14 protein-coding genes, 1 tRNA gene and 1 rRNA gene are annotated in these 21,068 nt (G+C 70.1%); 3 read left to right on the forward strand and 13 right to left on the reverse strand.

The genetic code is table 11. From position 1 onward, the window contains the following. Positions 1 to 9 precede the first annotated feature (9 nt). Both AC07C1_RS06080 and AC07C1_RS06085 read left to right on the forward strand, forming a co-directional pair. Positions 10 to 855, forward strand: a complete 846-nt coding sequence (locus tag AC07C1_RS06080; protein ID WP_478937200.1) for an Fpg/Nei family DNA glycosylase — start codon at positions 10 to 12, stop codon at positions 853 to 855. Positions 856 to 981: 126 nt separating this feature from the next. Next, positions 982 to 1,746, forward strand: a complete 765-nt coding sequence (locus AC07C1_RS06085) for an SDR family NAD(P)-dependent oxidoreductase (RefSeq protein WP_478937201.1) — start codon at positions 982 to 984, stop codon at positions 1,744 to 1,746. Here AC07C1_RS06085 and AC07C1_RS06090 read toward each other — a convergent pair. From AC07C1_RS06090 to AC07C1_RS06135, 10 genes are all read right to left on the reverse strand, one after another. Then, positions 1,694 to 1,969 carry a hypothetical protein gene (locus AC07C1_RS06090; protein WP_478937237.1) on the reverse strand — a complete coding sequence of 92 codons (276 nt, stop codon included), beginning with the start codon at positions 1,967 to 1,969 and terminating at the stop codon, positions 1,694 to 1,696. The genes AC07C1_RS06085 and AC07C1_RS06090 overlap by 53 nt on opposite strands. A 146-nt stretch (positions 1,970 to 2,115) precedes the next feature. Next, the gene (locus tag AC07C1_RS06095) at positions 2,116 to 2,586 is read right to left on the reverse strand and encodes a Dps family protein (protein WP_478937238.1); all 471 of its coding nucleotides are present in this window, start codon (positions 2,584 to 2,586) and stop codon (positions 2,116 to 2,118) included. A gap of 159 nt (positions 2,587 to 2,745) precedes the next feature. Continuing rightward, complete coding sequence (locus AC07C1_RS06100) at positions 2,746 to 3,120, reverse strand: helix-turn-helix domain-containing protein (RefSeq protein WP_478937202.1); 375 nt, start codon at positions 3,118 to 3,120, stop codon at positions 2,746 to 2,748. Between the two features lie 109 nt (positions 3,121 to 3,229). After that, complete coding sequence (locus AC07C1_RS06105; protein WP_478937204.1) at positions 3,230 to 3,775, reverse strand: CinA family protein; 546 nt, start codon at positions 3,773 to 3,775, stop codon at positions 3,230 to 3,232. Further along, on the reverse strand, positions 3,772 to 4,644 hold the full coding sequence (pgsA, locus tag AC07C1_RS06110; RefSeq protein WP_478937206.1) for a CDP-diacylglycerol--glycerol-3-phosphate 3-phosphatidyltransferase: 873 nt from the start codon (positions 4,642 to 4,644) through the stop codon (positions 3,772 to 3,774). Before pgsA ends, AC07C1_RS06105 begins: the two co-directional genes overlap by 4 nt. Further along, positions 4,641 to 6,113, reverse strand: coding sequence for a 30S ribosomal protein S12 methylthiotransferase RimO (gene rimO, locus AC07C1_RS06115; protein ID WP_478937208.1), 1,473 nt, complete (start codon positions 6,111 to 6,113; stop codon positions 4,641 to 4,643). Before rimO ends, pgsA begins: the two co-directional genes overlap by 4 nt. Before the next feature lie 94 nt (positions 6,114 to 6,207). Beyond that, positions 6,208 to 7,050 carry a helix-turn-helix domain-containing protein gene (locus AC07C1_RS06120; protein ID WP_478937209.1) on the reverse strand — a complete coding sequence of 281 codons (843 nt, stop codon included), beginning with the start codon at positions 7,048 to 7,050 and terminating at the stop codon, positions 6,208 to 6,210. A gap of 278 nt (positions 7,051 to 7,328) precedes the next feature. Further along, positions 7,329 to 10,052, reverse strand: coding sequence for a DNA translocase FtsK (locus AC07C1_RS06125; RefSeq protein WP_478937210.1), 2,724 nt, complete (start codon positions 10,050 to 10,052; stop codon positions 7,329 to 7,331). A 122-nt stretch (positions 10,053 to 10,174) separates the two neighbouring features. Continuing rightward, positions 10,175 to 10,855 carry a response regulator gene (locus AC07C1_RS06130; RefSeq protein WP_478937211.1) on the reverse strand — a complete coding sequence of 227 codons (681 nt, stop codon included), beginning with the start codon at positions 10,853 to 10,855 and terminating at the stop codon, positions 10,175 to 10,177. A gap of 337 nt (positions 10,856 to 11,192) precedes the next feature. Next, the gene (locus tag AC07C1_RS06135) at positions 11,193 to 16,652 is read right to left on the reverse strand and encodes a HAMP domain-containing protein (protein ID WP_478937212.1); all 5,460 of its coding nucleotides are present in this window, start codon (positions 16,650 to 16,652) and stop codon (positions 11,193 to 11,195) included. 409 nt (positions 16,653 to 17,061) lie between these two features. On the opposite strand from AC07C1_RS06135, the gene AC07C1_RS06140 reads away from it, so the two are divergent. Continuing rightward, positions 17,062 to 19,821, forward strand: coding sequence for a SpoIIE family protein phosphatase (locus tag AC07C1_RS06140; RefSeq protein ID WP_478937214.1), 2,760 nt, complete (start codon positions 17,062 to 17,064; stop codon positions 19,819 to 19,821). 39 nt (positions 19,822 to 19,860) lie between these two features. On the opposite strand, the gene AC07C1_RS06145 is transcribed toward AC07C1_RS06140, so the two are convergent. From AC07C1_RS06145 to rrf, 3 genes are all read right to left on the reverse strand, one after another. Further along, a tRNA-Thr gene (locus AC07C1_RS06145) sits at positions 19,861 to 19,933 on the reverse strand. An 84-nt stretch (positions 19,934 to 20,017) separates the two neighbouring features. Continuing rightward, complete coding sequence (locus tag AC07C1_RS06150) at positions 20,018 to 20,680, reverse strand: DegT/DnrJ/EryC1/StrS family aminotransferase (protein WP_478937239.1); 663 nt, start codon at positions 20,678 to 20,680, stop codon at positions 20,018 to 20,020. Between the two features lie 113 nt (positions 20,681 to 20,793). Beyond that, a 5S ribosomal RNA gene (rrf, locus tag AC07C1_RS06155) occupies positions 20,794 to 20,910 on the reverse strand. Positions 20,911 to 21,068: the final 158 nt, after the last annotated feature.

Raw genomic sequence — 21,068 nt, forward strand, 5'->3', positions numbered from 1 at the left:
CCTTGACGCATGCCCGAAGGTGACACGGTCTGGCAGGCCGCGAGGCGGCTGCACGAGGCCCTCGCGGGCCAGGCGCTGACCCGCAGCGACTTCCGGGTGCCGAAGTACGCCACGGTCGACCTCACCGGCCGTGGGGTTCTCAACACGATCCCGCGCGGCAAACACCTGCTCACCCGGTTCGAGGGCGGCCTGACCCTGCACACCCATCTGCGCATGGAGGGGGCGTGGAAGGTGTACGGCACGGGCGAGCGCTGGCGCGGCGGACCGGGGCACCAGATCCGTGCGGTCCTCGCCACCGCCGACCGCACGGCCGTCGGGTACCGCCTCCAGGTCCTGGAGCTGCTGCGCACGACCGAGGAGGAGCGGGTCGTCGGCCATCTGGGCCCCGACCTGCTCGGCCCGGACTGGGACCCCGAGCGCGCCCTGGCCAACCTCCTCGCGGAACCCGCCCGCCAGCTCGGCGAGGCCCTGCTCGACCAGCGCAATCTGGCCGGCATCGGCAACATCTACAAGAGCGAGCTGTGTTTCCTGCTCGGCGTGACGCCCTGGCTGCCGGTTGGCGCGCTCCCGGCGGACCGCGCCGAGCAGCTGCCCGCCCTCGCCCAGAGGCTGCTGGAGATCAACCGCGACCGCCCGGTCCGGCAGACCACGGGCCTGCACCGGTACGACCTGTTCGTGTACGGCCGCGCGCCCCGGCCCTGCCTGCGCTGTCAGACCCCCGTCCGGGTGGCCGACCAGGGCGACGGCTCCCAGGACCGCCCCACTTACTGGTGCCCCACGTGCCAGACGGGCCCGGCCCCCGCACCGGGAGCGCCCCAGCGTTGGCGGGACCGCTACCCCCGCCGCACCGTCTGACGCCGCACACCGACCGGCCTCGGCGGGCAGTCCGTCCGGGGGCGCTTCGGTCGGGTCCCCGCCCCGCTGACATCAGTGCCCGCACACCAATTGACGGTCCGTCAGAAACGCTCGTACCGTCCCCTCATGCCTCTCACGGCGTACGACCTCACCGGGCGCACCGCGTTCGTCACCGGAGCCGCCGGCGGCATCGGGCGGGCCTCCGCCGTCCTGCTCGCCGAGGCGGGCGCGACGGTGCACTGCGCCGACCGGGACGCGGACGGTCTGCACGGCACGGCATCGCTGGTCAAGGACCGCGGCGGCACGGCCCGTGTGCACGTTCTCGATGTCACCGACCGGGCCCGGCTCAGCGAGGCCGTCCGGTCCTGCGGACGCCTGGACGTGCTTGCGGCGATCGCCGGGATCATGCACAGCAGCCCCGTGCTGGAGACCCGCGACGAGGACCTCGACCGGGTGCTGAACGTCAACTTCAAGGGGGTGCTGTACGCCTGCCAGGAGGCGGCCCGGCTGATGCTCGCCCACGAGACCCGCGGCAGCATCGTCACCATGGCATCCGGCGCGGTCGACACGGGCGGCGCCGGGCTGCTCTGCTACGGCGCGGCGAAGGCGGCCGTGGTGCAGCTGACCAAGACGCTGGCGACCGAGGTCGGCAGAAACGGCATCCGGGTCAACGCGATCGCGCCCGGCTGGGTCCGTACCCCCATGACCGACCGCCACGACCGCGAGGCACAGGCGCACACCGAGGCCGTGATGACCCGCATGACACCGCTGGGACGGGTCGGCGAGCCGGACGACGTCGCGCACACGGTGCTGTATCTGGCGTCCGACGCGTCGGCGTTCACGACGGGTCAGATCCTTCGCCCGAACGGGGGTGTGGCCATGCCCTGGTGACGTGCCCCGTCCGCCAGGCGCCGGCCCAGCGTCCCGTCGACACGGCGCCGGCCGCGCTCCCCTCGGGCGCACAGTGCACCGGAAGCAGGCTCAGCCCCCAGCCACCGGCCACGACGGCCCCTTCCAGCACGCCCGCCCCCTCCGCCAGGGCGAGCCGCAGCACGGCCCACCACCACACCGCGCCCAGCCCGAGAGCGACGCCCCAGCGCACTGCCGGCCCCATCCGCACTATCCGCCCCACCATGCCCGCCACCACCTCCTGCCGGACGCTAATCGGTGCCCTTTGTCACCAAGAGGGCGCATCGAGGGCACACGGACGCAGACGGGCCGGTCCGGTGTACGGGCTGAGTCGTCCGGGCGTCGGTCGCGTCAGGCGTGCTCCGCCTGGAACATCCAGTGATGCTTCTCGAGATCTGCCGTGATGCCGATGAAGATGTCCTGCGACACCGGGTCCGCCGCCCCGGTCGCGCCCACCCGCTCCCGCATCCGCGTGATCACCGCGCCGAGCGCGTCCACCATCGCCCCGACCGCGTCCCCGTCCTTGATCCAGCCGGCCGGAGCGGTCTTGATGCCGCTGCCGGAGGTCACCGTGGCGGCACGTCCGTCGGGCGGGACGCCCAGCGCCGAGGCCCGCTCGGCAACCGTGTCGGAGTGCGTGCGGGCGGAGTCGACGACCTCGTCGAGCTGGAGGTGGATGGACCGGAAGCGGGGACCGACGACGTTCCAGTGGATCTGCTTGGCGACCAGTGACAGGTCCACCAGGTCGACGAGCGCGCCCTGCAGCGCCTCGGACACGGTCTTGAGGTCCGCGTCGGCCAACGGGCTCTTCACGACGTACATCCGCTTCCTCCGGTGCTCGGGCGCCGTCACGTCCCTCCACCATGACCGCACCGCCCAGCACCGGCAACGCGAAAGCCCCCGCCGCGCTTCCCGGGTGTCCCCGGGGAAGCCCGGCCGGGGCTTCACTCGTATCGGATGGCTAGGCCGCGCAGGCGCACCTCACGCGGCGACGACGCCCACCGCCTCCGCGGGCGCCTTGATGGTCACCCGTTCCGGTGGCACACCGGTCACCGACACGGAACCCAGCATCGGACGGACCGACGTGGGCACGGGCTCGGTGGCCCTGGCGGACCGGGCCAGCTCGGCGAGCGCCAGCTCGTCGCTGACTTCACGCATCAGTTCCGACATCCGTACGTCCAGCGCGTCGCAGATGGCGGAGAGCAGCTCGGAGGAAGCCTCCTTCTGCCCCCGCTCCACCTCGGAGAGATAGCCGAGTGAGACTCGGGCGGACGAGGAGACTTCGCGCAGAGTACGGCCCTGGCGTTGGCGCTGCCGACGCAGCACGTCACCCAGCAGGCGACGGAGCAGAATCATCGGTGGCTCCCTCCTCGGACCGCGTAGCCGCATCCTTCTCGCCCCACCGTACCGCCTTGCGCCGCGGCCGTGCGGGGAGCGATGTCGTGTTCACTCAGGGCTGCAAACATCAAAACCCCCCGTTCCGTTCCGTATCCTGTGCCCGCTCATTCCCGGTCTGTTCGCCCGCAAGCTGCTCCAGAAGCACTGCGAGTACGCTCCGTACACTCTCCATACGAATTTCCGCACGGCTGCCGTTCAACCGCAGGGCCGCGACTTTTCCGCCACCGGCAGAACCCGGGCGGGCGGTGGCGGGCCCGTCGACGGCCACGAACACTGTCCCGACCGGCTTGCCGTCCTGGGGATCGGGACCGGCCACTCCGGTGGTCGCAACGCCCCAGTCGGCCCCCAGGGCCTTGCGTACCCCGGCCGCCATCTGGCCCGCGACCTGCGGATCCACCGCTCCGCGCTGTGTCAGCAGGGCGGCGTCGACACCCAGCAGCTCGTGCTTGAGTTCAGTGGCGTAGGCGGTGACCGAGCCCCGGAACACCTTGGACGCTCCGGGCACACCGGTGATCTCCGCCGCTACCAGGCCCCCGGTGAGCGACTCGGCGACGGCAAGGGTTTCGCCCCTCACGGTCAGTAGTCGCACCAGTTCGGTGGCCGGGGAACTCACGCTTCCTTCTCCTCCAACGCCGCCGCGCGCTCGGCGATTCCCCGCCTGCGCAGCACTATGGCTTGTCTTACGTAGTCGAGACCGGTCACGACGGTGAGGACGACCGCCGCGCCCATCACCCAGAACCTCATGGTGGCCAGCCAGCCCGTCAGTGCCAGGACGTACATCCCGACGGCCACGCCCTGGGTGAGCGTCTTGAGCTTGCCGCCGCGGCTGGCGGGGATCACGCCGTAGCGAATGACCAGAAAACGCAGCAGCGTGATGCCGAGTTCCCGGCCGAGGATCACGGCCGTCACCCACCACGGCAGATCGCCCAGGGAGGAGAGACAGATGAGCGCCGCCCCCATGATCGCCTTGTCGGCGATGGGGTCGGCGATCTTCCCGAAGTCGGTGACCAGGTTGTAGGTGCGCGCCAGATGCCCGTCGAAGAGGTCGGTGATCATGGCGATGGCGAAGGCCGCCCAGGCCAGCGAGCGCCAGGCCGGGTCGTAGCCGCCGTCCGCGAGCATCAGCGCCACGAAGCCGGGCACCAGCAGGAGCCGGAGCATCGTCAGCAGATTGGCGACGTTCCAGACGCTGGCCTGGTTGACGGCCGCCGCCGCGATCTTCCCTCCGCGCGCGGCCCTGCCACCGCCCTCGGGGTCGGGTTCCGCGACGGAACCCCCGGCACCTGTGGCGGGACTCAGAGGGCCCGTGCCGGAACCCTCGGGGCCCGTGGCGGGACCCGAAGCAGACCCGGAGACCGGACCGGCGGGACCTGAACCAGAACCGGAGACCTCGTAAGCAACGCCGTCGGCAGCGGCGGCGGAGCCCCGGGCGCCCTGCGCGCCGGAGGAGCCGCCCGCGGCGGATGCCGGGACTCCGGTCATCTGCCCGCCTCCTCACTACACGCGAGCGAGCCGGTCAGCGGCTCGGCCACCAGGTCGACACCCTCCGTACCGACCACCTTCGCCTCGACCATACGTCCGACGCTCAGGCCTTCGCCGCTCGTGAGCAGCACCTGCCCGTCCGTCTCCGGGGCCTGGTGCGCGGCACGCCCGTAGACACCCTCCTCCTCGTCCACGGACTCCACCAGGACGTGCACGGTCTCGCCGACGCGCTCCTCGGCGCGCTGCGAGACCAGCTCCTCGGCCAGCCGGGAGATGTGGGCGAGGCGCTCGGCGACGACGTCCTCGTCCAGCTTGTTGTCGTACGTCGCGGCCTCCGTGCCCTCCTCGTCGGAGTAGCCGAACACACCGATCGCGTCCAGGCGGGCACCGTTCAGGAAGCGCTCCAGCTCGGCCAGGTCGGACTCGCTCTCGCCGGGGAAGCCGACGATGAAGTTGGAGCGCACGCCGGCCTCGGGGGCCTTGCCGCGGATCGTGTCGAGCAGCTCCAGGAAGCGGTCGGTGTCACCGAAGCGGCGCATGGAGCGCAGCACGTCCGGCGCGGAGTGCTGGAAGGACAGGTCGAAGTAGGGGACGACCTTCGGGGTGGAGGTCAGGACGTCGATCAGGCCCGGGCGCATCTCGGCCGGCTGCAGGTAGCTCACCCGCACCCGCTCCAGGCCGTCGACCTCGGCCAGCTCCGGCAGCAGGGACTCCAGCAGGCGGATGTCGCCCAGGTCCTTGCCGTAGGAGGTGTTGTTCTCGGAGACCAGCATGATCTCCTTGACGCCCTGCTCGGCCAGCCAGCGCGTCTCGTTCAGCACGTCGCTGGGGCGGCGGGAGATGAAGGAGCCGCGGAAGGACGGGATGGCGCAGAAGGAGCAGCGCCGGTCGCAGCCGGAGGCCAGCTTGACCGAGGCGATGGGTGAGCCGCCCAGGCGCCGGCGCAGGGGCGCGCGCGGACCGGAGGCGGGCGCGACGCCCTCGGGGAGGTCGGCCGGAGCGTGGCCGGGCAGCGCGACGGAGGCGGCCGATTCCTGGCGCTCGGCCGGACTGATCGGCAGCAGCTTGCGGCGGTCGCGGGGGGTGTGGGCGGCGTGGATGCCGCCGGACAGGATGGTCTGCAGGCGGTCGGAGATGTCCGCGTAGTCGTCGAAGCCGAGCACGCCGTCGGCCTCGGGCAGCGCCTCGGCCAGCTCCTTGCCGTACCGCTCGGCCATGCAGCCCACCGCCACGACGGCCTGGGTTCTGCCATGGTCCTTGAGGTCGTTGGCCTCCAGCAGGGCGTCGACGGAGTCCTTCTTGGCGGCTTCGACGAAGCCACAGGTGTTGACGACGGCGACGTCGGCGTCCGCGGCGTCCTCGACGAGCTGCCAGCCGTCCGCCTCCAAACGGCCTGCGAGCTCCTCGGAGTCCACCTCGTTACGAGCGCAGCCAAGAGTGACGAGTGCGACGGTACGGCGTTCAGGCATGGGCTCAAGACTACTTTGTCTCTCCGGCACCCCACGTCGACGGGGTTGGCCGATCTTGGCCTACCCCGTCACATCCGCTCCCCCGCAGGGCCCCTCATCCGGCCTCGGGGTCGCCCTTCGTATACGTGAGGCGCTCCACCGCGCCCGGCCGGAAGTTGTCCTCGATCTTCTTGCCGTTGACGTAGAGCTGGATCGCGCCCGCGTCACCGAGGATCACATTGATCTTGGAACTGTCCTGGAAGGTCTTGGACTGGCCCTGCTTCAGCAGCCCGTCGAAGAGCATCCGGCCGTTGTGGTCCTTGGCCGAGATCCAGCTGCGCCCGTTCGCCGCACTGACCTGCACGGTGACCTTGTCCTGGGGCGCGGCGGCGATGGCGCTGTCGCTGGGCTCGCCGGTCGGCGCGGCGGGCTTCTCCTTCTTGGGCCTGGGCGAGGCGGCCTTGCTGACGGCGGGCGTGGCACCGTCGGCGAGCTGCGACTTGGCGTCATTGCCGCTGCCGCCGCCCTTGAACGCGGTGAAGCCGACGAAGCCGATCACGACGACGATCGCGGCGACCATCGCCGCGGTCCAGTTCGGCCCGCGCCGCTCGGGACGGATCCGCTCCGCCTCGAACAGAGGTGCGGCGGGGGTGGGCGCGGGGCGGCCGCCGTGCTCGGCGTCGTACTGGGCGATCAGCGGCTCGGGATCCAGATGGACGGCCTTGGCCAGCGTGCGGATGTGCCCGCGGGCGTACACGTCGCCGCCACACGAGGCGAAGTCGTCCGCCTCGATGGCGTGCACGATGGCGATGCGAACACGAGTGGCGCTGCTGACATCGTCGACGGTGAGCCCGGCCGCGATCCGCGCCTGCTGAAGGGCGCGACCCACGGAGGAACGGGCTTCCTGGGACTCGTCTCGGTACGGACGCTCGTCTTCAGGGGAGTTGCCGATGGACACGGGGGCGCCTTTCGAGCGTGTAGCCACCTGTGCTGGAAGCTCAGTCTAGGGGGAGTACGAAAGGGTGGGGCAACCGGGCGGTCTGACTTTGTACGCCATCGGAATGGCCCGACATCCCGACCGCTGGACTGGCAGGTACCCCAGGATGAGGCCCCTACCTGTCCCCTCGCTCAACTGGACGTACCACGAAGGGAGACGGTTGCTCACCGATCTCTAACGGGTGGGTCACGACATCCCACCACCCGGCGTAAACCGCCTCGGCCGAACGGCCCTTCGCGCTACCCCTCGGACTCCCCGCGAATCAGCGCGAGCACGCCGTCCAGCTCGTCGGGTTTCACGAGAACGTCACGTGCCTTGGAGCCCTCGCTCGGTCCCACGATGTTGCGGGACTCCATGAGGTCCATGAGCCGGCCGGCCTTGGCGAAGCCCACGCGCAGCTTGCGCTGGAGCATGGACGTCGACCCGAACTGGGTGGAGACGACCAGCTCGGCCGCCTGGCACAGCAGGTCGAGGTCGTCGCCGATGTCCTCGTCGATCTCCTTCTTCTGCTTGGTGCCCACGGTGACGTCGTCCCGGAAGACCGGCGCCATCTGGTCCTTGCAGTGCTGGACGACGACCGCGACCTCCTCCTCGGTCACGAACGCTCCCTGCATACGGGTCGGCTTGTTCGCGCCCATCGGCAGGAACAGGCCGTCACCCTTGCCGATCAGCTTCTCGGCACCGGGCTGATCGAGGATGACCCGGGAGTCGGCCAGCGAGGAGGTGGCGAAGGCCAGCCGGGAGGGCACGTTGGCCTTGATCAGACCGGTGACCACGTCGACCGACGGACGCTGGGTGGCGAGCACCAGGTGGATGCCGGCCGCGCGCGCGAGCTGCGTGATGCGCACGATGGCGTCCTCGACGTCGCGCGGGGCGACCATCATCAGGTCGGCCAGCTCGTCCACGATCACCAGCAGATACGGGTACGGCTGCAGCTCGCGCTCGCTGCCCTCGGGCGGCTTGACCTTGCCCTCGCGCACCGCGCGGTTGAAGTCGTCGATGTGCCGGTAGCCGTACGCCGCGAGGTCGTCGTAGCGCAGGTCCATCTCGCGTACGACCCACTGGAGGGCCTCGGCGGCCCGCTTGGGGTTGGTGATGATCGGCGTGATGAGGTGCGGGATGCCCTCGTAGGCGGTCAGCTCGACGCGCTTGGGGTCGACCAGGATCATCCGGACGTCCTCCGGGGTCGCCCGCATCATGACCGAGGTGATCAGGCAGTTGATGCAGGACGACTTGCCGGAGCCGGTGGCACCGGCGACCAGCATGTGCGGCATCTTCGCCAGCGAGTGCATCACGTAACCGCCCTCGACGTCCTTGCCGAAGGCGACCAGCATCGGGTCGTCGTCCTCGGCGGACTCCGCGAGGCGCAGCACGTCACCGAGGTTGACCATCTCCCGGTCGGTGTTCGGGATCTCGATGCCCACCGCGGACTTGCCGGGGATGGGGCTGATGATCCGCACATCGGGGCTGGCGACCGCGTACGCGATGTTCTTGGTCAGGGCGGTGATCCGCTCGACCTTCACGGCGGGGCCGAGCTCGACCTCGTAGCGGGTGACCGTCGGACCGCGGGTGAAGCCGGTGACGGCCGCGTCGACCTTGAACTCGGTGAAGACCTGGGTGAGCGAGGCGACGACGGCGTCGTTGGCGGCACTGCGCGCCTTGCCGGGGCCGCCGCGTGTCAGCAGGTCCAGGGACGGCAGCGCGTAGGTGATGTCGCCGGAGAGCTGGAGCTGCTCCGCGCGCGCGGGCAGGTCGCGGGGCGCCTCGGGGGCCTTCTTGGTGAGGTCCGGGACGGTCCCGGACGTGAACTTCTCCTGCTTGGGGCGCGCGGCCGGGACCGTAGCAGGCGCGGGCGCCGGCGTGGGCACCGGCGTCGGCGCGGTGTCCTCGCGGTCGCCGGCACTGACCCCCTGGGTGAGGTCGGCGACGAGCGGGGACGGCGGCATGCCGTGCAGGACGGCACCGTCGAGGGCGGCAGCGGCGGCAGCGGCGACGTCCACGGCGTCCATCTGCCGCTGCGGGTCCGGCTGCGGCACCGCGGAGCGGCGGGGGCGGCCGCGGCGCTGCGAGAGGGCCTCCTCCTCGGCAGTGTGGGGCTCGTAAGCCGAAGGGGCACTCGAACGCTTGCGGGGGCGCGCCGGCAGCGCCTCGCGCCACTGCTCGTCGTAGCGCTCGTCGTCCGCGGCGAACTCCAGCTCTTCGGGATCGCGCAGCACACCCAGGCTCACGCCGAGCGCGCGCAGTCGCTGCGGGATGGCGTTGACCGGGGTGGCGGTCACCACGAGCAGACCGAAGATCGTCAGCAGCACCAGCAGGGGTACGGCGAGCACGTCGCTCATCGTGTAGGTCAGTGGGGTCGCCGCCGCCCAGCCGATGAGGCCGCCGGCGTCCCTTATGGGCTGCATACCGGCGCTGCGGGCGGGCGAGCCGCAGGCGATGTGGACCTGGCCGAGCACACCGACGACGAGCGCGGACAGGCCGATCACGATCCGGCCGTTGGCCTCCGGCTTCTCGGGATGCCGGACGAACCGTACGGCGATCACCGCGAGCAGTATCGGCACCAGCAGGTCGAGCCGGCCGAAGGCGCCGGTGACCAGGATCTCCACCAGGTCACCGACCGGGCCCTTCAGGTCGGCCCACGTGCCGGCGGCGACGATCAGCGCGATGCCGAACAGCAGCAACGCCACGCCGTCCTTGCGGTGGGCCGGGTCGAGGTTCTTCGCGCCCTGCCCTATGCCGCGGAAGACCGCGCCGACGGCGTGCGCGAGGCCGAGCCAGACGGCGCGTACGAGCCGGTACAGGCCCCCGGTGGCGCTCGGGGCCGGTTTCGGCGGCGCGGACTTCTTCACCGCTCTCTTCGCGGGCGCCTTCTTGGCCGGAGCCTTCTTCGCGGCGGCCTTCCTCGCCGGAGCGGCCGCCTTCTTCGCGGGCGGCTTTTTGGCTGCGGAGGGACGTGAGGCCATGGGTGTGAGGTTACCGGGGGAGACGACCGCGGACACGTGTGCCCACTGCTTCACCCGTTCGTGTCGCCCCTGCCGGGGCACGAAACTGACGCACGCTCACCGGCAACTGCGGTTCGCCCGCGTCAGTTCTGCACCGGCACGGAGGCACCACCGGCACCCGTGCCCGGCTCCAGCGCGTCGAGCGCACGCCGCAACCCGGTGAGTTTGCGCTCCAGGTGGGCCGCCGTGGCCACCGCGGCCGCGTCCGCCGAGTCGTCGTCCAGCTGCTTGGACAGCGCCTCGGCCTGCTCCTCCACGGCCGCGAGCCGCGCGGACAGCTCGGCGAGCAGCCCCGCGGACTCCTTGCCCCCGACCGCGCCCTTGCCGCCGCCCTCCAACTGCAGCCGCAGCAGCGCCGCCTGCTCCCGCAGCTGGCAGTTCTTCATGTACAGCTCCACGAAGACCGAGACCTTCGCGCGCAGCACCCACGGGTCGAACGGCTTGGAGATGTAGTCCACCGCGCCCGCCGCGTAACCCCGGAAGGTGTGGTGCGGGCCGTGGTTGATCGCCGTGAGGAAGATGATCGGGATGTCCCGGGTGCGCTCACGCCGCTTGATGTGCGCGGCGGTCTCGAAACCGTCCATGCCCGGCATCTGGACATCCAGCAGAATGACCGCGAAATCGTCCGTGAGCAGTGCTTTGAGCGCTTCCTCCCCGGAGGATGCCCGTACCAGCGTCTGATCGAGCGCAGAGAGGATGGCCTCCAGCGCCAGCAGATTCTCCGGCCGGTCATCGACCAGGAGGATCTTGGCCTTCTGCACCATGGCCCGCCCTCCTCGCCCCGGCGGTACACCGGGCGCCGCCCCAGGGGACGACTCCCTTTCGCCGCCCGTCCTTGTGCCGGTCATCGTAGCCGCACCCCGCCTGTCGCCACACCCTGTCACCGTGATGTCACTGTGCACGCAACGCAAACGCGGTGGGAGCCCGGATAGTTCCCGGAATCCGGGATTCCCACACGTCCACGATCCCCGCGCCCGGACAACTCCCGGCGCACGCCCGAGGTTCCCGCGACGTCCACCTCCGTTCCGCCCGCCGCGCCCCGCGCCGCCGCTCCGTCCCTCGCGGACACCGCGCGCCTCGCGGTCACCGCACGCCCCGCGGTCACTCCGTGCCCATCCACTGCTGCATCACCGTGAGCAGGTGGTCGGGGTCGACCGGTTTGGTCACGTAGTCGGAAGCGCCCGACTCGATCGCCTTCTCCCGGTCGCCCTTCATCGCCTTGGCGGTCAGCGCGATGATCGGCAGCCCGGCGAACTGCGGCATCCTGCGGATCGCCGTGGTCGTCGCGTACCCGTCCATCTCCGGCATCATGATGTCCATCAGGACGACCGCCACGTCGTCGTGCTGCTCCAGCACCTCGATGCCCTCCCGGCCGTTCTCGGCGTACAGCACCGACAGCCCGTGCTGCTCCAGGACGCTGGTGAGCGCGAACACGTTCCGGATGTCGTCGTCCACGATCAGCACCTTCTCGCCGCCGAACCGCACCGACCGGGCGGACTGCGGCGGGCTCTCCTGCTCCGGGACCGCCGTCCACTGCTCGGACCGCTGTTCGCCCCGCGGCAGGGTCCGCCGGCGGCGCCGGAACAGCGCCGCGGGCCCGTTCTGCGTCTCTCGGTACGACTTCACCTCGGCCGGGGTCTCGATCTCCACCGCGGACAGCTCCGAGGACTGCTCCACCCGGGAGGCGACCAGCTCACCGGCCTCCAGCGGGGGCACGGACTGCTGGTAGCCCTGCGGCGGCAGTTCGCTCGGGTGCAGCGGCAGGTACAGCGTGAACGTCGAGCCGCGGCCCGGTTCGCTCTGCGCGTGGATCTCGCCCCCGAGCAGTTGCGCGATCTCCCGCGAGATGGACAGCCCGAGGCCGGTGCCGCCGTACTTGCGGCTGGTCGTGCCGTCCGCCTGCTTGAACGCCTCGAAGATCACCCGCATTTTGCTGGCCGCGATGCCGATGCCGGTGTCGGTCACCGAGAACGCGATCAGCTCCCCGTCCGGATCGGTCAGCGAACCGGCTTCCAGCAGCTGCTCCCGGATGGACGGCGGCACATTCGATCCGGCGGGCCGGATCACCAGTTCCACCGACCCGGAGTCGGTGAACTTCACCGCGTTGGACAGCAGATTGCGCAGCACCTGCAGCAACCGCTGCTCGTCGGTGTGCAGGGTCGCCGGCAGCTCCGGGGAGACCCGTACGGACAGATCCAGGCCCTTCTCGGCGGTCAGCGGCCGGAAGGTGGCCTCCACGTAGTCCACGAGCTGGACCAGCGCGATGCGCGTCGGGGAGACGTCCATCTTGCCCGCCTCGACCTTCGACAGGTCGAGGATGTCGTTGATCAGCTGGAGCAGGTCGGAGCCGGCGCCGTGAATGGTCTCCGCGAACTCCACCTGCTTGGGCGACAGGTTGCCCTCGGCGTTGTCGGCGAGCAGCTTGGCCAGGATCAGCAGCGAGTTGAGCGGGGTGCGCAGCTCGTGCGACATGTTCGCGAGGAACTCGCTCTTGTAGCGCATCGACACCGCGAGCTGCTCGGCGCGCTCCTCCAGGACCTGCCGGGCCTCCTCGATCTCGGTGTTCTTCACCTCGATGTCCCGGTTCTGCCGGGCCAGCAACTCGGCCTTCTCCTCCAGTTCGGCGTTGGAGGACTGCAGCGCCTTCTGCCGGTTCTCCAACTCCGCCGACCGTTCGCGCAGTTGCTCGGTCAGCTCCTGCGACTGCTTCAGCAACTGCTCGGTCTTGGTGTTGACCGAGATGGTGTTGACGCTGGTCGCGATCATCTCGGCGATCTGGTTGAGGAAGTCCTTCTGGATCTGCGTGAACGGCGTGAAGGACGCCAGTTCGATCACGCCGAGGACCGTGCCCTCGAAGAGCACCGGCAGCACGATCACCTGCGCGGGCGGGGCCTCGCCGAGCCCGGAGGAGATCCTCAGATAGCCGCTGGGCGCGTTCTCCACCAGGATCGTGCGCCGCTCCTGGGCGGCCGTGCCGACCAGCGCCTCACCGGGCCGGAACGACGTCGGCATGGAGCCCATCGAGTAGCCGTACGCGCCCAGCATCCGCAGCTCGTAGTGCTCCTCGCCGTCGACCACCTCCTTGCCCTCCATGAGCGGCATCGCCACGAAGAACGCGCCGTGCTGCGCGGACACCACCGGCGTCAGCTCGCTCATGATCAGCGAGGCCACGTCCTCCAGGTCCCGGCGGCCCTGCATGAGCGCGGAGATGCGGGCGAGGTTGCCCTTGAGCCAGTCCTGCTCCTTGTTGGCGATCGTGGTGTCGCGCAGGTTGGCGATCATCTTGTTGATGTAGTCCTGCAGTTCCTGGATCTCGCCGGACGCGTCGACGTCGATCTTCAGGTTCAGGTCGCCGCGGGTCACCGCGGTCGCCACGCGCGCGATGGCACGCACCTGCCGGGTCAGGTTCCCGGCCATCTCGTTCACCGACTCGGTCAGGTCCCGCCAGGTGCCGTCGACGTCACGCACCCGTGCCTGACCGCCCAGCTGGCCTTCGGTGCCCACCTCACGGGCCACCCGCGTGACCTCCTCGGCGAAGCTGGACAGCTGATCGACCATCGTGTTGATCGTCGTCTTCAGCTCAAGGATCTCGCCGCGCGCGTCAATGTCGATCTTCTTGGTCAGGTCGCCCTTGGCGATGGCCGTGGTGACCATGGCGATGTTGCGCACCTGCCCGGTCAGGTTGGACGCCATCTGGTTCACGGACTCCGTGAGGTCCTTCCAGGTGCCGGCCACACCCGGTACGTGCGCCTGGCCGCCCAGGATGCCGTCCGTGCCCACCTCGCGGGCCACCTTGGTGACCTGATCGGCGAAGGAACTCAGCGTCTTCACCATGGTGTTGATCGTGTCGGCGAGCTGTGCGACCTCACCGCGCGCCTCGATCGTCACCTGACGCGTCAGGTCACCGTTGGCGACGGCCGCGGCGACCTGGGAGATGTTGCGCACCTGCATGGTCAGGTTGTTGGCCATCAGGTTGACGTTGTTGCTGAGGTCCTTCCAGATGCCCGTGACGCCCGGCACGTGCGCCTGGCCGCCCAGGATGCCCTCGGTGCCCACCTCACGGGCCACCCGGGTCACCTGCTCGGCGAAGCTCGAGAGCTGATCAACCATCGTGTTGACCGTCGTGACCAGCTCGAGGATCTCGCCCTTCGCGTCAACGGTGATCTTCTTGGACAGATCACCCTTGGCGACCGCGGTCGTGACCTCGGCGATGTTGCGCACCTGGATCGTCAGGTTGTTCGCCATGAAGTTCACGGACTGCGTGAGGTCCTTCCAGGTGCCGGAGACACCCTGGACCTCTGCCTGACCGCCGAGCATGCCCTCCGTGCCCACCTCACGGGCCACCCGCGTGACCTCCTGGGCGAACGACGACAGCTGGTCGACCATCGTGTTCAGGGTGTTCTTCAGCTCCAGGATCTCCCCGCGCGCGTCCACGGTGATCTTCTGCGAGAGATCACCGCGGGCCACGGCGGTGGCGACCTGGGCGATGTTGCGCACCTGGGCGGTGAGGTTGCCGGCCATGCCGTTCACCGAGTCGGTGAGGTCCCGCCACACACCGGCGACACCGGGCACCTGCGCCTGCCCGCCGAGGCGGCCCTCGGTACCCACGTCCCGGGCGACCCGGGTCACCTGGTCGGCGAAGGCGGACAGCTGATCAACCATCGTGTTGATCGTGTTCTTCAGCTCGAGGATCTCGCCGCGCGCGTCGACATCGATCTTCTGCGACAGGTCACCGCGCGCGACGGCCGTCGTCACCTGGGCGATCTGCCGCACCTGTGAGGTCAGGTTGCCGGCCATGAAGTTGACGGAGTCCGTCAACTCCTTCCAGGTACCCGAGACGCCGTCCACCCGGGCCTGGCCGCCCAGGCGGCCCTCCGTGCCCACGTCCCGTGCCATCCGCGTCACCTGATCGGCGAAGCTCGACAGCTGGTCCACCATCCGGTTGACGGTGTTCTTCAGCTGGAGCATCTCGCCGGAGACGTCGACGGTGACCTTCTGGGACAGGTCGCCGTTGGCCACCGCCGTGGTCACCTGGGCGATGTTGCGCACCTGCCCGGTCAGGTTGCGGAACGCGGTGTTGACGGAGTCCGTCAGGTCCTTCCACGTACCGGCCGCGCCCGGCACCTGCGCCTGGCCGCCCAGCTCACCCTCGACACCGATCTCCCGAGCGACCCGCGTCACCTCGGCACCGAACGCCGACAGCTGGTCCACCATGCCGTTGACGGTGTTCTTCAGCTCCAGCATCTCGCCGGCCACATCCACGGTGACCTTCTGCGACAGGTCACCACTGGCCACGGCGGTCGTCACCGCGGCGATGTCGCGCACCTGTGTGGTCAGGTTCCGGAACACCGTGTTGACGGAGTCCGTCAGGTCCTTCCACGTACCGGCCGCGCCCGGCACGTTCGCCTGGCCGCCGAGCCGCCCCTCCCCGCCGACCTCGTTCGCCACCCGCGTGACCTCGTCGGCGAAGATCCGCAGCGTCTCGGTCATCTGGTTGATCGTCTCGGCGAGCTGAGCCACCTCGCCGCGCGCCGGAACCGTCACCTTCTGCGACAGGTCACCGTTGGCCACTGCCGTCGTGACCTGCGAGATCCCCCGCACCTGGGCGGTCAGATTGCCGGCCATCGTGTTGACGGAGTCGGTCAGCTCCTTCCACACACCGGCCACCCCGGGCACCTGCGCCTGACCGCCCAGGATGCCCTCGGTACCCACCTCCCGGGCCACCCGCGTGACCTCGGAGGAGAAGGACGACAGCTGCTCCACCATCGTGTTGACGGTGTTCTTCAGCTCCAGCATCTCGCCGGCCACATGGACCGTGACCTTGCGGGACAGATCACCGCGGGCGACCGCCGTCGTCACCAGCGCGATGTCGCGCACCTGCGCGGTCAGCCGGTTCGCCATGGTGTTGACGGACTCGGTCAGGTCCTTCCACGAACCCGACATACCGCGCACCTGGGCCTGGCCACCGAGCTTGCCCTCGGTGCCGACCTCGCTGGCCACGCGCGTGACCTCGTCCGTGAACGTCGACAACTGGTCGACCAGGTTGTTGACGGTACGGCCGACCTTCAGGAACTCACCGCGCAGCGGATGCCCCGTACCACCGTCGGGCGCCTGCGTCCGCAGTTCCATGCGCGGCGACAGATCACCGTCGGCGACCGCAGTGAGGACCCGGCTGACCTCCGAGACGGGCCGGACGAGATCGTCCACCAGCGCGTTGGAGTTGTCGATGGCGGCCGCCCAGGAGCCCTCGCAGGCCCCCGTCTCCAGCCGTTCTGTGAGTTTTCCCTCACGTCCCACCATGCGCCGCACCCGCGACAGCTCACCGGTCAGATGCATGTTCCGGTCGGCGACCTCGTTGAAGACGGCCGCGATCTCCGACATCACGCCGTCCCCGGAGACCGTGAGCCGCTTGCGGAAGTTCCCGTCCCGCATCGACACGAGCGCGGTCAGCAGCCGGTTCAGGGCAGCTGTGTCCACGGCGGTGGTACCTCCGCTCCTGCCCAGGGACGGTCCGCCTTTCGCGCGCGTCTTCGTGCCTCGCGTCGCCGCGCCAGACTCCACTGTGTCCCTCCCGGAGGGGTAGACCGTCACTGCTGTGCTCGGCCGCTTCGGCCCCGGCGTGCCGACATCGGCATACCGGTTACTTCCGCGTACCGGTTACTGCTGCGTATTTCTGCCAGACGAGATCCGGCCGCACCAAGGGCTGCTGCCCACCGTGCACGGAACACACGCGGCCCGGTCCGGCCTTCATCACAAGCTTGCCCAGTGTTTCACCCCGGCCGAACCAGGCCATAACAGTTCGGCAGCTTCGCACATCGTCCGCACACCCTGGGGGGTAATCACCGGCCACCGGCATCCGCTCGGACGGTGAAGGTAAGTAACCTTGCATGCGGCTGTCCAGCCGCACCGGTCCGACCGGCCTGGGCGGTGGCACGAGAACGAGCGGGCATCGGAGGGGCGGCCGCAGACCATGACCACCGGACTGATCCCCGGGGGACAGCCCCCGGAGCCACAGCCGACGGGTGAGCCGATGCCGCAGCAGCGGCGTGAGCCGGCCGGCCCCGTAGACCTGTTTGTCGACAATCGGCCGAGGAGTTCTGTGATCACCGCCCGCGCGGCCGCCAGCTTCGAGCCCGTCGGGCGATCGGTCGCGACCGCCCGGTCCTTCGTCCGCGACACCCTCCAGGGCTGGGGCTTCGCCGACATCGTCGACGACGCGGTCGTCCTCACCAGCGAGCTGGTGACGAACGCCGTCGTCCACGCGGGCACTCACGCGGAGGTGCTCTGCCTGCGCACCGACGACGGCGTGCGCATCGAGGTCTCCGACCGCTACCCGGAGCGCGAGGTCCCCCTCCAGAACGCCGTCGCCACCATGGGCAACCCCGACCGCGAGGGCGGCCGCGGCCTGCAACTGTGCGCGGCGCTGGCCACCCGCTGGGGCGTGGAGTACACCCCCACCCACAAGAACGTCTGGTTCCAGCTCAACCTGCCCGAACGTGCGGTCGGTACCCGCACGGCCGGCCCGCCCCTCCCCGCCGACCTCCTCCCGCTGGCCGACGGCCGGGTCCGCGTCGCGGTCCTCCAGATCGACCGGAAGGGGGCCCTCAGCGCCTGGAACGAGGACGCCGAGGAAATCTTCGGCTACCCGGCGGCCGAGGTCATCGGCAAACCCCTGACGGAACTCGCGGCCTGGCCGCACACCCCGGGCACCGGCACCGGCGTCGCCGAGGCGCTCCAGCTCTCGCGCTGGGAGGGCAGCTATGGCGTCCGCGGCGCCGACGGCCGGGTGGTCCGGGTGTACGCCTCCCACCTCAGGGTCCGCGACACCGGCGGAGAGCCCTCCACCGTCTGCCTCCTGGTACGGGACCACGAACGCGCCGTCCTGCAGACGCCGTCGCGCGTACCGGCCTCCGACCAGGCCCCGTCCGCCGACGGGCAGAGCACCGACCCCTTCGAGGTGTTCATCGGCTCCCCCGCCCCGGACGACCTCGACGGCCTGCTGCAGCGCACGGTGGAACGCGCCCGCGACATGCTCGACGCCGACTCCGCGTTCCTGCTGCTCGCCACCGACGACGAGACGGAGCTGGAGGTCCGGGCCTCCACCGGCCTGCCCTCCGCCCGCCAGCGCTTCGCCCGCGTCCCCGTCGAAGCCGGCCCGGGCCGCTACGGCTCCGCGCGCATGCCCGCCGTCCACGACGACCTGGCGGCCGTACCCGGCGCCGTACCCCTCCTGGCCGGCACCGGCATGCGCTCGGTCGTCACGGTCCCGCTGAAGGTCGAGGGCCGCCTCACCGGCTCCCTCGGCGTCGCCGCGGAGGCGCCCGGCCGGTACTCCAACGAGGAGGCACTGCGCCTGCAGTTCGCCGCCGACCGGATCGCCCTGGCCGTCGAGTCGGCCCGCCTCGGCGAGCTGGAGCGGCTGCGCCGCGGCTCCCTGAGCTTCCTGGTCGAGGCCTCCGACCTGCTGGCCGGCACCCTCGACCGCGACCAGACCCTGGCGCTGATGGCCCAGATGACGGTGCCGACGCTGGCCACCTGGTGCGCGGTGTACACGATCGCCGACCAGGCCTCCGAGCCCTACCTCTCCTACGTTCTGCACGAGGACGAGGAACTCATCGACGGCATCAAGTCGCTGCTGTCGAAGGTCCCGCCGCCGGACCCGGTACCGACCCCCGGCGCCCGCGTCTGGAGCGCCCCCGGCGAGGTCGCCCACCAGGCCGCCCTGCGCTCCTCCATGCGCAGCCTCGGACTGACCGGCAGCCCCACGCACCAGGTCACCTCCGGCATCGGCCCGACGCTGGCCACGGCCGGCGCGGTCGGCGGCGAGACGGTCGTACTGCCACTCGTGGCCCGCAACCGCGTCATCGGCATGCTGACCCTCGGCAAGCCCACCGACGAGCACTTCCGCCAGGAAATCCTGGAACTCGCCGAGGACCTGAGCCGCCGGGCCGCCCTCGCCCTGGACAACGCCCGCCTGTACTCGGAGCGCACGGCCATCAGCCAGGCCCTCCAGCGCAGCCTGCTCCCGCCCGGCACCCCGCACATCGACGGCATCGAGGTCGAGGTCATCTACCGCGCGGCCGGCGAGGGCAACGAGGTCGGGGGCGACTTCTACGACGTCTTCCCTATCGGCGAGGGCGCGTACGGCTTCGCCATCGGTGACGTCTGCGGTACGGGCCCCAACGCGGCGGCGGTCACCGGCCTCGCCCGGCACGCGCTGCGCCTGCTGGCCCGCGAGGGCCTCAGCGGCCCGGCGGTCCTGGAGCGCCTCAACTCCGCGATCCTCGACGAAGGCGATCGCAGCCGCTTCCTGACCCTCCTCTACGGCGAGTTGCGCCCGCAGCAGGACGGCAGCGCCGAATTGAAGGTGGTCTGCGCCGGGCACCCGCTCCCGCTGCGCCTGCGCCAGGACGGCACGGTGGTGGCGGCGGCCGAACCGCAGCCCCTGCTGGGCGTCATGGAGGACCTGGAGCTGTACGAGGAGACGTTCACCCTCGACCCCGGTGACGTGCTGCTCTGCGTCACGGACGGCGTCACGGAACGCCGCGAGGGCACCCGCATGTTGGGCGACGACGGCCTCGCCGACGTCCTCACCACCTGCACGGGTCTCACGGCGGGCGCGGTGGCGGCGCGCATCATGCGCGCGGTGGAGCGCTTCGCGTCGGACGCGCCGTCCGACGACATGGCGATTCTGGCCATGCGGGTTCCGGGAATCCACAAGGAGGCATGAGAAAAGGCCCCACCCGGAACGGGTGGGGCCTTTTTCCTGAGCCCCCAAACGGAATCGAACCGTTGACCTTCTCCTTACCATGGAGACGCTCTACCGACTGAGCTATAGGGGCCTGTCACTCTCGGGGTTTCCCCCGCGGCGACGAAGAAACTGTACCCCGAACAGTCCCGACTTCCCAAATGCGTTCGGTGACTGTTCAGAAGGCGGGCTGGAGCAGTCCGCCGAGTGCGTTGCAGGCGGACACGATGCGCTGCATCTCCCGCTTGGTGAGCGAGGCGTCCACGGGAAGCGCGAGCGTCTCGTCGGCGGCCAGCTCGGTCTGCGGCAATGACACACACCGGCGGAACTCCGGCAGCCGGTGCGCGGGGGTCTTCACCGGCACCCGGCACTCAACTCCCCTGGCCCGCAGGGCACGCGCGAATGCGTCCCGGTCCGGCCGGCCGTTCCCCGGAACCCGTACGACGTACTGCTGGTAGGTGTGCCCGTCGCCGCCGTCGGGTGTCCGTACACCCTTGAGCTTGGCGTCGAGATACGCGGCACGTTCCCTGCGCTGCGCCATTTCGTCGTACGGCGCCTCGGATTCGCCCTGCTCCAGCACCAGCAGCCCGTGCCGGTGCCCGAGCGCGTGCAACCGCCCGACATCGGCCCGCCGTCCGAAGCGGTGTACGGCAACGACCGCGGCGGTACGCGTCGTTACGGCAGCCTCGACCGGGTCCGGGTCGAGGCAGTAGGTCACCGGATCTATGTCGGCGAAGACCGGGAGCGCTCCTGCCAGGGTCACGGCCCCGGCCACCTCGACGTTTCCGAAGGCCGGTACGACGACCTCGTCCCCGGCTCCGACGCCGGCGGCCCTGAGCATTGCTGCAGTTCCCATGCCTGGGATGCTGGGCGCGCGACGTGAACGACACGTTACGCGAAACAAAAAAAGGTCGGACCCTGAACCGAAGTTCAGGATCCGACCTTTGAAGAATTGTTCGGCGGTGTCCTACTCTCCCACAGGGTCCCCCCTGCAGTACCATCGGCGCTGTGAGGCTTAGCTTCCGGGTTCGAAATGTAACCGGGCGTTTCCCTCACGCTATGACCACCGAAACACTATGAAACTGAACGCCGCACCACGTGTGGCAACGTGGGGCTGTTCGTGGTTTCAGAACCAACACAGTGGACGCGAGCAACTGAGGACAAGCCCTCGGCCTATTAGTACCGGTCACCTCCACCAGTTACCTGGCTTCCAGATCCGGCCTATCAAC

The sequence above is a fragment of the Streptomyces sp. NPDC045022 genome (assembly GCF_056432605.1).

Bases quoted from the DNA above. Each gene is read 5' to 3' on its own strand.
- AC07C1_RS06085 (WP_478937201.1), top strand. From the start codon at position 982: ATGCCTCTCACGGCGTACGACCTCACCGGGCGCACCGCGTTCGTCACC.
- rimO (WP_478937208.1), bottom strand. From the start codon at position 6,113: ATGCCTGAACGCCGTACCGTCGCACTCGTCACTCTTGGCTGCGCTCGT.
- AC07C1_RS06095 (WP_478937238.1), bottom strand. From the start codon at position 2,586: ATGTACGTCGTGAAGAGCCCGTTGGCCGACGCGGACCTCAAGACCGTG.
- pgsA (WP_478937206.1), bottom strand. From the start codon at position 4,644: ATGACCGGAGTCCCGGCATCCGCCGCGGGCGGCTCCTCCGGCGCGCAG.
- AC07C1_RS06080 (WP_478937200.1), top strand. From the start codon at position 10: ATGCCCGAAGGTGACACGGTCTGGCAGGCCGCGAGGCGGCTGCACGAG.
- AC07C1_RS06150 (WP_478937239.1), bottom strand. From the start codon at position 20,680: ATGCTCAGGGCCGCCGGCGTCGGAGCCGGGGACGAGGTCGTCGTACCG.
- AC07C1_RS06125 (WP_478937210.1), bottom strand. From the start codon at position 10,052: ATGGCCTCACGTCCCTCCGCAGCCAAAAAGCCGCCCGCGAAGAAGGCG.
- AC07C1_RS06100 (WP_478937202.1), bottom strand. From the start codon at position 3,120: ATGATTCTGCTCCGTCGCCTGCTGGGTGACGTGCTGCGTCGGCAGCGC.
- AC07C1_RS06130 (WP_478937211.1), bottom strand. From the start codon at position 10,855: ATGGTGCAGAAGGCCAAGATCCTCCTGGTCGATGACCGGCCGGAGAAT.
- AC07C1_RS06140 (WP_478937214.1), top strand. From the start codon at position 17,062: ATGACCACCGGACTGATCCCCGGGGGACAGCCCCCGGAGCCACAGCCG.
- AC07C1_RS06090 (WP_478937237.1), bottom strand. From the start codon at position 1,969: ATGGGGCCGGCAGTGCGCTGGGGCGTCGCTCTCGGGCTGGGCGCGGTG.